The 8,201-nt window shown below is 69.6% G+C and carries 8 protein-coding genes and 1 pseudogene; 7 read left to right on the forward strand and 2 right to left on the reverse strand.

Annotated elements, in window-relative coordinates:
* Positions 1-830: 830 nt before the first annotated feature.
* From ALLO2_RS27675 to ALLO2_RS22465, 3 genes are all read left to right on the forward strand, one after another.
* The gene (locus tag ALLO2_RS27675; RefSeq protein WP_232235282.1) at positions 831-1,055 is read left to right on the forward strand and encodes a recombinase family protein; all 225 of its coding nucleotides are present in this window, start codon (positions 831-833) and stop codon (positions 1,053-1,055) included.
* Positions 1,052-1,651, forward strand: coding sequence for an ATP-binding protein (locus ALLO2_RS22460; RefSeq protein ID WP_011436938.1), 600 nt, complete (start codon positions 1,052-1,054; stop codon positions 1,649-1,651). The genes ALLO2_RS27675 and ALLO2_RS22460 overlap by 4 nt, the downstream gene beginning before the upstream one ends.
* An 86-nt stretch (positions 1,652-1,737) precedes the next feature.
* The gene (locus tag ALLO2_RS22465; RefSeq protein WP_011436939.1) at positions 1,738-2,559 is read left to right on the forward strand and encodes an alpha/beta hydrolase; all 822 of its coding nucleotides are present in this window, start codon (positions 1,738-1,740) and stop codon (positions 2,557-2,559) included.
* On the opposite strand, the gene ALLO2_RS27970 is transcribed toward ALLO2_RS22465, so the two are convergent.
* The gene (locus ALLO2_RS27970) at positions 2,484-4,109 is read right to left on the reverse strand and encodes a helix-turn-helix transcriptional regulator (protein WP_304413249.1); all 1,626 of its coding nucleotides are present in this window, start codon (positions 4,107-4,109) and stop codon (positions 2,484-2,486) included. The genes ALLO2_RS22465 and ALLO2_RS27970 overlap by 76 nt on opposite strands.
* Positions 4,110-4,294: 185 nt before the next feature.
* On the opposite strand from ALLO2_RS27970, the gene ALLO2_RS22475 reads away from it, so the two are divergent.
* From ALLO2_RS22475 to ALLO2_RS22485, 3 genes are all read left to right on the forward strand, one after another.
* Positions 4,295-4,978 carry a hypothetical protein gene (locus ALLO2_RS22475; RefSeq protein ID WP_035734628.1) on the forward strand — a complete coding sequence of 228 codons (684 nt, stop codon included), beginning with the start codon at positions 4,295-4,297 and terminating at the stop codon, positions 4,976-4,978.
* On the forward strand, positions 4,975-6,114 hold the full coding sequence (locus tag ALLO2_RS22480) for a radical SAM protein (protein ID WP_035734623.1): 1,140 nt from the start codon (positions 4,975-4,977) through the stop codon (positions 6,112-6,114). The genes ALLO2_RS22475 and ALLO2_RS22480 overlap by 4 nt, the downstream gene beginning before the upstream one ends.
* A gap of 13 nt (positions 6,115-6,127) precedes the next feature.
* Positions 6,128-6,769, forward strand: coding sequence for a hypothetical protein (locus ALLO2_RS22485; protein WP_011436944.1), 642 nt, complete (start codon positions 6,128-6,130; stop codon positions 6,767-6,769).
* Positions 6,770-6,945: 176 nt separating this feature from the next.
* Here the strand turns inward: ALLO2_RS22485 and ALLO2_RS22490 are convergent, their stop codons facing one another.
* Positions 6,946-7,746, reverse strand: a complete 801-nt coding sequence (locus ALLO2_RS22490) for a carbohydrate kinase family protein (protein ID WP_035734624.1) — start codon at positions 7,744-7,746, stop codon at positions 6,946-6,948.
* A gap of 219 nt (positions 7,747-7,965) precedes the next feature.
* On the opposite strand from ALLO2_RS22490, the pseudogene ALLO2_RS22495 reads away from it, so the two are divergent.
* Positions 7,966-8,201: pseudogene (locus tag ALLO2_RS22495) on the forward strand (IS5/IS1182 family transposase); the annotation flags it as partial.

The raw sequence follows: 8,201 nt of genomic DNA on the forward strand, positions 1-8,201 counted from the left end.
GCCACAGCGTGGACAGGCCCGCGCCGACGAGCATCCCGCACACCGTGCGCCGCCCGCCGGTGGCGAGCATCCCCACGACGAGCGCCCGGAACGTCCGGAACGACGGCGCGGTGAAACACGGCCGGAAACCCTCCAGCAGCACCGCCAGAGAAACCGGTATCGTCACGTCCGGGAGCATCGGCGTCCAACTTTCGGGTTGGTACAGGAAACGCTGATGCTCCCGCCACCAGCCCCTCGCGCTGGCCTTCCACCCCTCCGCCACGCACCGCGATACCACCGGCAGGCACCAGGGAATCATCCACCCGAAAGCAATCGGGAAAATTATCCAGCCGTTGCCAGACACTGATCTGGATCAAGAAAACTGCGAAACTCTAGCTGGAAGCGAAGCTACGCGGCTGGCTGGCCGGAGATTCAGCCGAGGCTCCCCTGGTGGCAGAAGTCCTATTGGAAGTTCTGAGCGAAGCGCGAACGCTCCTACACACCAATTACGTACTCAAAGTCGGCGCGGCAGATCAATCCTGAATTTAATTCGGCCCAGCGAGGTTAGGCGCCGATCTGGATTGGATATTGGACTATATGGATGGTCGCTATACCCGACATGCATGGCGCCCCCCATGATGTGCCGCTCACCGTTGCCGTAGGCGTCCCGGGCCGGGTTGAGGTCACTCCCCGGTCCGGGTCGTCACCACGGCCAGCGAGGGAGCGCGGATGCCCGGGACGGTGTACGGCTACATCAGGACGGAAGACGACGACGAAGCCGAGGTAGACCGCCTGCATGATCGGCTCGGTTCCCACGCCGCCGCCGGGGCCAGGCCCTCGCCGATGTGTTCGTGGACCGGAACATGCCGCCGGGCCAGCTCATCCGCCCCGGCCTCACGCTGCTACTGGATGCGGTCCGGCGCGCGGACGGTGCCATCGTCATCGTTCCCGACCTCTATCACCTCTCCTCGCTCATTGCTGCACGGCGCGCAATCGAAGCAGAAATCAGTGAGGCCGGTGCGCGGCTGATTGCGACCGCGGCCGCCGGCGACGACGTCGGGGCTCAGCCGTCGTGACGGCCCCGGCGACCTCGACGAGCGCACGCCCACGCCTGGCGCGCTCGTCCACGGTCCGGCAGTTCGAGGCCACGGCCAAGACGGTGAGCGCGGCCCGCCAGCACACCACGGCGACGTTGGCTGCCTGGGGATTGGCCGCAGTTGCGGATACGGCGGAACTGCTGGCCTCGGAGCTCGTGACCAACGCGTGCCGGGCGTCGGCAGGCCGGAGCGGCGTGATCGCCATGCGCCTGACCCGCACGGACGCCGATTTGGTCATTGAGGTCTGGGATGCCAACCAGACCGCGCCGGTGCGGCGAAAGCCTGGAGACGACGCCGAAGGTGGGCGCGGGCTTTTGCTGGTGGACGCCCTGAGCGCCCGGTGGGCGTACTACCGCCCCCGCTCCGGCGGCAAGGTGGTCTGGTGCAGCCTGCCTCTGGCGGCCCCGGCCCACGTCCTCCCCGAGGACGCCGAACCGCTACCCCACCGTCCGGCCTCATCCGGCCCCGCCCAGCCCGCCGAGGTCTTCACGGACCTGGTGGTGCTCCGGCGGGTGGCTGACGGCCTCCGCGCGCTGGACTGGGACCTCCCGCCGGGTGAAGACGCGCGGCCGTGACCGCACCCGGCCGCCGCCACCTCTGGTCTGGGTGCGCTNGGGGCCGGAGGATGGAGGGGACGGCAGCCGATCATCAAAGGAGTGCCATGCCCTCGCGCGACACCGCCGTTTCGCTCCGCACCTTCGACGGCCTGCACCTGGCCGGAACCCTCGTGACGCCGGAGGCGACGTACGAACGGGCCGCGGTTCTGGTCCACGGCGGCGGGGTAACCCGGGAAGAGGGCGGCTTCTTCACGCGCTTGGCCGCCGGGCTGGCGGAGGCGGGAGTGGCCTCGCTGCGCTTTGACCTCCGGGGCCACGGGGAGAGCGAAGGCCGCCAGGAGGAGACGACGCTGACGGCGCACCTCAACGACATCGCGGTGGCGCTGGCGCGGGTGCGGGAGGACACCGGGGCGCAGGTCATCCACCTGCTTGGCACCAGCTTCGGCGGCGGCTTGACCGCCTACTACGCAGCCAAGCGGCCGGAGGAGCTGGCCCGGCTGGTGCTCCTGAACCCTCAGCTGGATTACAAGAACCGGTACGTGGACCAGAAGCCGTACTGGCACGGCGACTTCTTGGACGACGAAGCCGCCGCCCGACTGACCAAGGACGGCTTCATCCACCACTCCCCGACGGTCCGGCACGGCCGGGCGATGCTCGCGGAGGTGTTCTGGATCAGGCCGATTCAGGTGGTTGCCGAAATCGCCGCGCCCACCCTGATCGTCCACGGCACCAAGGACACCTTCATTTCGGTGGACGCCTCCCGGGCGGCGGCACCCCGGTTCCAGGCGGAACACCAGCTCGTGGAGATCGAGGGCGCGCAACACGGCTTCGCCGTCCACGAGGACCCCACCTACGTCGACCCCCAAAGCCAGGAGTGGCAGGCCTTCGTCATCCGCACGGTGGCGGACTGGCTCACGGCGGGNTAGACCAGCAGGGCGGCGCGCAGCTGGCGGGGNCCGGGCCGGGTCTGCCAGGGCGTCAATATCTGGGCGGCCCGCGTCAACTCCCGGGTGGTGCGGCTGGAGCCGGTGGCCGTCGCCAGCCGCAGGGCGGTCAGGCCTTCCTCGGCGGCGGCGTCAGGCTCGCCGCCTAACGCATGAGCGACAGCCCGGCGTGCCCGGTAGTAGCCCTCGTCCCGGCGGGACAGCGCGCCGGTTGCCAGGACTTCGCCGTAGAGGGCCGCGGCCCGGCCCGGCTTTCCCGCCTCGATGTAGCAGGTGGCCGACCGCAACAACCAGGTTCCTTCGTCGTACCCGGCCCCCAGGGAATCCGGGTCGTCGTCGGCCGCCCCCAGCAGCGCGCGAGCTTCGTCAAGCTTCTGCTCCACGACGCCGATGGGGTCGCCGGTCATCGCCAGACCGCGTGCCTCCTGCTGCGTGACCTCTGCCTGAACCCGGGGCGGCAGGNTCCACGGCCCGTAGCGCGCCGCCTGGGCGAGGGTAAGCACCCGCGTCGCGTCACGGTCCTCATAGGCGGACTGGGACTTACGAAGCAGGATGTAGCCCTGCATTGGCAGGTCCCCGGCCTCCTGCGCCCACTCCATCGCCCGGTCGTACCAGTAGGCCGCCGACGTAGCGTCGTGCAAGTCGCGGTAGAGCCAGCCCGCGAACTCTGCCCCGTCTGCCCCGACGCTGAGGAGAGCGCGCCGCACCTGGGGGCGGACATCCCGGGCGCGGGACTGGATGGCATCGAGGACGCCCAACACCAGGGGCAGCGCCCGGAGCGGCCCCATCTGGCCGTCGTTGGCCTTGCACCGGGTGAACTGCTGGCCGAAGTAGCCCACCACCGTCTCATCCAGGTAGCGGCCCGCGTCCTGCATCGCGGCGGCCAAGTGCTGCATTTCCTCTAGGCTCGCCAGTGGGACGACGTGGGCCGACCCGGGCGCGGCCCGCTCCCCCCGGGGCATCGGCACCTGGGGCGCGCCCGCCTCGCCAGAGTCCGAAGCCAGCTCCGCGACCAGATCAGTGAGGCCGTGGGAGTGCGCGGCGGCGCGGTCAATGGGAAGCGCCACCTGTTGCCCGCCGACGATGACCGGCACGGTGAGCGCCGGCGCCTGGCTCCCTCCGGTGGCCCGGGTGCGCGGCTCCNCGGGACGGTCGAACCAGAGCAGTTCCCCCGGGATGCCGAGGATTTGGCTGTAGCGAATCAGCTTGGTCAGCTCTTCGGGGGCGCGGCCGTTCTCTATCCGGCTGAGCTGCGCCTGTGTCAGGCCCAGCCACCCGCCCACCAGCTCCTGAGAGATGGGTTGGGCATGGTGGGGATGGGTCCGGTAGGCAAAGATCACCCGGCCCATGTGCCACGTCGCCAGGGCGTCGCTCATCTGATCCAGCGCCCAGAACTCCGGGGGCACCTCGGGCGGGCGGACCCGGGCGTCGATGACGGCGCGCTGGCAGGTGCCGCACATGGGCTGCGGGTTGTCGGCGGCCAGGCGGCGNTTGCACCGGGCGCAGTGCCGTAGGTCAGGCGTGGTCGTCATGCCTGGCCATCCCCCGTTCCGTAACCGTTTGGGCACGATCCGGACCCGACCGTAACACCCTCCGGCGCAGTGTCTATGCGTCTCGCGTATGCCCGGCACGAACCACAGGCGTGGTCCTCCACGATCCCCGGCCGGACCCTGAGGACATCTCAATCCCCGTCCCCAGGGTGCGAAAGGGGGATGCCGTGACCCTCACGGTTGCCGTCCCGGTCTTCGGACCTCCGGCCGCTGGCAAGACCACGCTGACGGCGCGGCTCAGCAAGGCCCCGGCCACCGCCGTGTTCCGCCTGCGTGAGCACGTCCCCACCACGATCTTGGCGGCCACGGCCACCAGCGCGGAACGCCTGGGCTGGATTGACGACTTCACCGTGATTGCCACCCTCCGGGCCTACCTGGAGGACTTGGTCACGGCCGGGGGCACGGGGACAGTCATCTTCGACAACTTCCCCGGCAATGCCGCCCAGGTCCGGCACTTCTTGGCGGCGCTCCGGCAGACGGCCCCCGGCTGCGCCGTCGTCGCCGTGGAGCTGACGGTGAACGTCACCACGCTGTACCGGCGGGCCTATCACCNCCGGGNCTGCCACCNCTGCGAGCGCGACCCCNTCCGTGACCCCCNCCNCCCCGCCGAGGCCCGCGCCGACGACCCCCAGCGCTGCGCGCGGTGCGGCGGCATCCTCCNCCCCCGCCGCGGGGACGCGCCCCGGCTCCTCCGCGCCCGGCTACAGCGGTACCGCCAGACCGCTGACGGGATCAAGGAGGCGTTCGCGGGTGGCGGCGTCACCGTTCACGCGCTCGACAGCGGCACCACCCCCGAGGACACCGCCCAGGCCGTTACCGCCCTCCTCACCGCCAGGAGCAGCCCCGCATGACCACCTTCCTTGATCTTCCCCACCTGCGCCCGAGGGACGACTATGGCCACGCCCGGATGCCGCGCCGGGCTGACGCACCTGCCCCGGAACACATTGACCGGATCGCCTACGGCCGGTTCCGGAATGTGTACCTCTACATCACCGAGGCCTGTCAACTGCGCTGTGAACACTGCTACATGGGCGAACGACTGGAGCGCGCCTTGAAGATGCCGTTGCCCCAGATCACGGAGACGCTGCGGACCTGGCGACGGATGGGCGGCAGCAAGCTGACCATCCTGGGCGGGGAGCCGACGCTTCACCCCAACTACATCGAGGCCATCCGGCTCGGGCGGCAGCTGGGGTACGAGGACGTCATCACCACCACGAACGCCCAGAAGCCCGCGGCACGGAAGTTCCGCCAGCTGGAACCGGCGGACTTCGCCTACGTCCAGGTCAGCCTCGACGGCGGGAGCGCCGCCACCCACGACCAGGTACGCGGCGAGGGCACCTTTGACGTGGCTCTGGAGACGACGGCGGAGCTGGCCGGACGCGGCTTCGACACCCGGATCATCTGCACCGTCAACCGGGCCAACCGGGGCGACGCCCTGAAGCTGTTGGACCTGGCCGACGAGATCGGCGTGTCCCTCGTGAAGTTCCACGTCTTCTCCACCATCGGCACCGGCCACGGCAACGCCGACATGGCGATGGGTCCATCAGCCTGGGTGACGTACTGCGACGTCATCAACCAGGTGGCCCCGGCCTACAAAACCCGGGTCTGGTACCAGCCCACCTACGCCCGGCGAAACCAGATGAGCCGCTATGCGGCGGAGGGATACCAGGGGTGCATCGGCCGGACGCTGGACCGCATTNCGATCTTTCCCGACGGGCGCTGCTACGTCTGTTCGTACCTGTTCGACACGGACCTCAACTTCGCCCGGATGCAGGACGGGCAGGTGGTGTTGAACCGCGAGGCCAACGAGTTCGACCTGTTCACCCAACCGCTGATGACGAGCGCGTGCGGCGGGTGCAAGGCCTCCGCCTGCCAGGGCGGTTGCCCCGCCGAGGAAGTCGTCATGGGCGGCTCCTCCTGCGCCGCGGAGCCGGACATCGTGCCGGTGTGCCGGTTGTGGAAGTCGTCCGCCAAGCCCGAGGACTGAGGGAGACACCCTGATGAATGAGATCATCAAGCCCCTCCGGGGACTGGACTGGGACGACCTCGACGCCGTGGAGAGCGGCACCCGCAAGGCGCTGGCGCAGGTGGCGGAGGACCCGGAGGCGGTGAGGGAAGCCCTGCTCCGCCTGCCGACGCGGCCGGAACTGCTGGCCCTGTGCGAGCACTACGACATCCTGGACAAAATCGTGCTGTACCAGGATGACGCTGGTGTCCGGGTCCGGCTGCACGTCTTCCTCCCCGGCTACTTCGACCGGCCTCACAACCACCGCTGGAGTTACGCCAGCCTGGTGCTGCGCGGGGAGTACCGCCACCACCTCTTCGGCAATGTGGACGTGGACGACTCCCCGGCCCCGGACGCGCTGAAGGCGCTGGTGGTGCGGCCGGAACCGGTGGGCAGCAGCTACGCCCTGCATCACTCGATGGTGCGCGCCGTGGTGGCGGAGCCGTTCACGGTGTCGCTGGTGATCCGCGGCCCGGCCGTCAAAGATCGCTTCCTGGTCATGGACCGGAAGACTGGGGAGCGCTGGTGGCAGTTCGGCGCCGCCCAGGAAACGGCCGCCGAGGCCGCCCGCAAACGCCTGACGCGGGACCGCCTGGACGAGCTGACCACTTCACTCCGGGAGTGGGACCTGTTTTAGACCGCCCCGCCGCCCCATGCCTGGCCGCTGCCGGTGCCGAGGCGCGGCCGACGCCCCCGCATCCAAAGGAGGTGCCGCCCATCAGCGACTAATCACCCGCCGCCGTAGACCGACCAACCGCGTTCACCCCGAAGAGCCCGCCCCTCCAACGGCGTAGGGGCGGGCTTCTCGTTCGGTCAGCCAGCGGCCGGGGCAGCCAGACGAGCGCGGGAACTGATGAAGGCGCGCAGCTGGTCCAGGTCCGGAAGGGGTTCGTGGTGGGGACGCTCGCAGCGAAGGCTTCCGCTGGCCGCTGCCAGCTCCAGGGTTTCCCCCATCGGCCAGCCGAGACGCAGACCGTAGAGAAGGCCGCCGGAAAAGGCCGCGCCGGCGCAGTGGGTGTGCCGTACCACGATCTCGAAGGCGGGAACGGATACCCGGCTGGTGTCGCTGAGGGCGACCGCGCCGAAGGCTCCGGCCGTGACCACCACCCAGGAGGCCCGGGTCTGGCTCCGCAGGGAGGCCGCCGTCGCCAGGGCCTCCCCGTGCGCGGCGTCGTCCACGTTCGTCTGGATCACCAGCAGTTCCGGCCAATCCCGGAGCGCGGAAGCCACCTCCGGGCTGAGGCTGGAGCCGCCGAGGTTGAGCAGCAGCGGAACCCCTGCCCGGCGGGCGGCCTCGATGGCGCGGAGGCTTGCTGGTTCGATGAGCTGGTAGCAGTCCACATAGGCGAAGGATGCCGAGGCCAGCGGTGTGAGGTCCACGGCCATCAGCCCATCCAGTACCCCGGGCAGGTACGGAAACCAGGTTCGGGTGCCGTCATCGTCGGCCACGATCACAATGTGCGACGTTGACTGATCCGGCACCGGCCGGGCCGTGGAGGCCACCCGGTGCCGCTCTAACCAGGCCTGGATTTGGACCCCGCCCGGATCATCGCCGAAGTCGTTTGAGAGCACGAGCGCCGGGACCTCGAGGGCGGCCAGGACGGCGGCGGCCATAGGGCCATCCGCCGCGATGGACGGCTCCACCGTCCGGACCGCCGCGCCCTGGTTCGCCGAGGGGAAATGACCCACTGAGCCTTTCCCTGCAACGTTTGGTGACGCTCCGTGAGCGTCGCTGGGTGTGAGCGTCCCTGGGGGTGGAGACGATGAAGGCGCGGGGCTCCGGTAGGAAGTTGTTCCGACCAAAGAGCAACTCCGAAGGAACCCCACGCCTCGATGAGTTTCACATACACCGCCGAGCTGCCGTTCGGCGATCACACCGTTTTCCGTCTGGCGGGTCTTCTCGTGGCGGAGCGTCAACGTCGTGGTACCCGCAAGGGCACCCGGACGCTGTCCGCGTTGGAACAGGCCGTGATGGTCCTGCGCTGGTTCTGTGACGGCACCAGGGCCAGGCGGCTCTTCTCCGATCATGGGGTGTCCCGGTCGGTGGGCTACCGCTACCTGCACGAGGG

This window comes from Frankia sp. Allo2 (genome assembly GCF_000733325.1).
GTDB lineage: Bacteria > Actinomycetota > Actinomycetes > Frankiales > Frankiaceae > Frankia > Frankia casuarinae.

What these genes read in the sequence shown, in the direction of transcription:
- ALLO2_RS22490 (WP_035734624.1), bottom strand. Translation starts at nt 7,746, where the DNA reads ATGGCCGCCGCCGTCCTGGCCGCCCTCGAGGTCCCGGCGCTCGTGCTC.
- ALLO2_RS22485 (WP_011436944.1), top strand. Translation starts at nt 6,128, where the DNA reads ATGAATGAGATCATCAAGCCCCTCCGGGGACTGGACTGGGACGACCTC.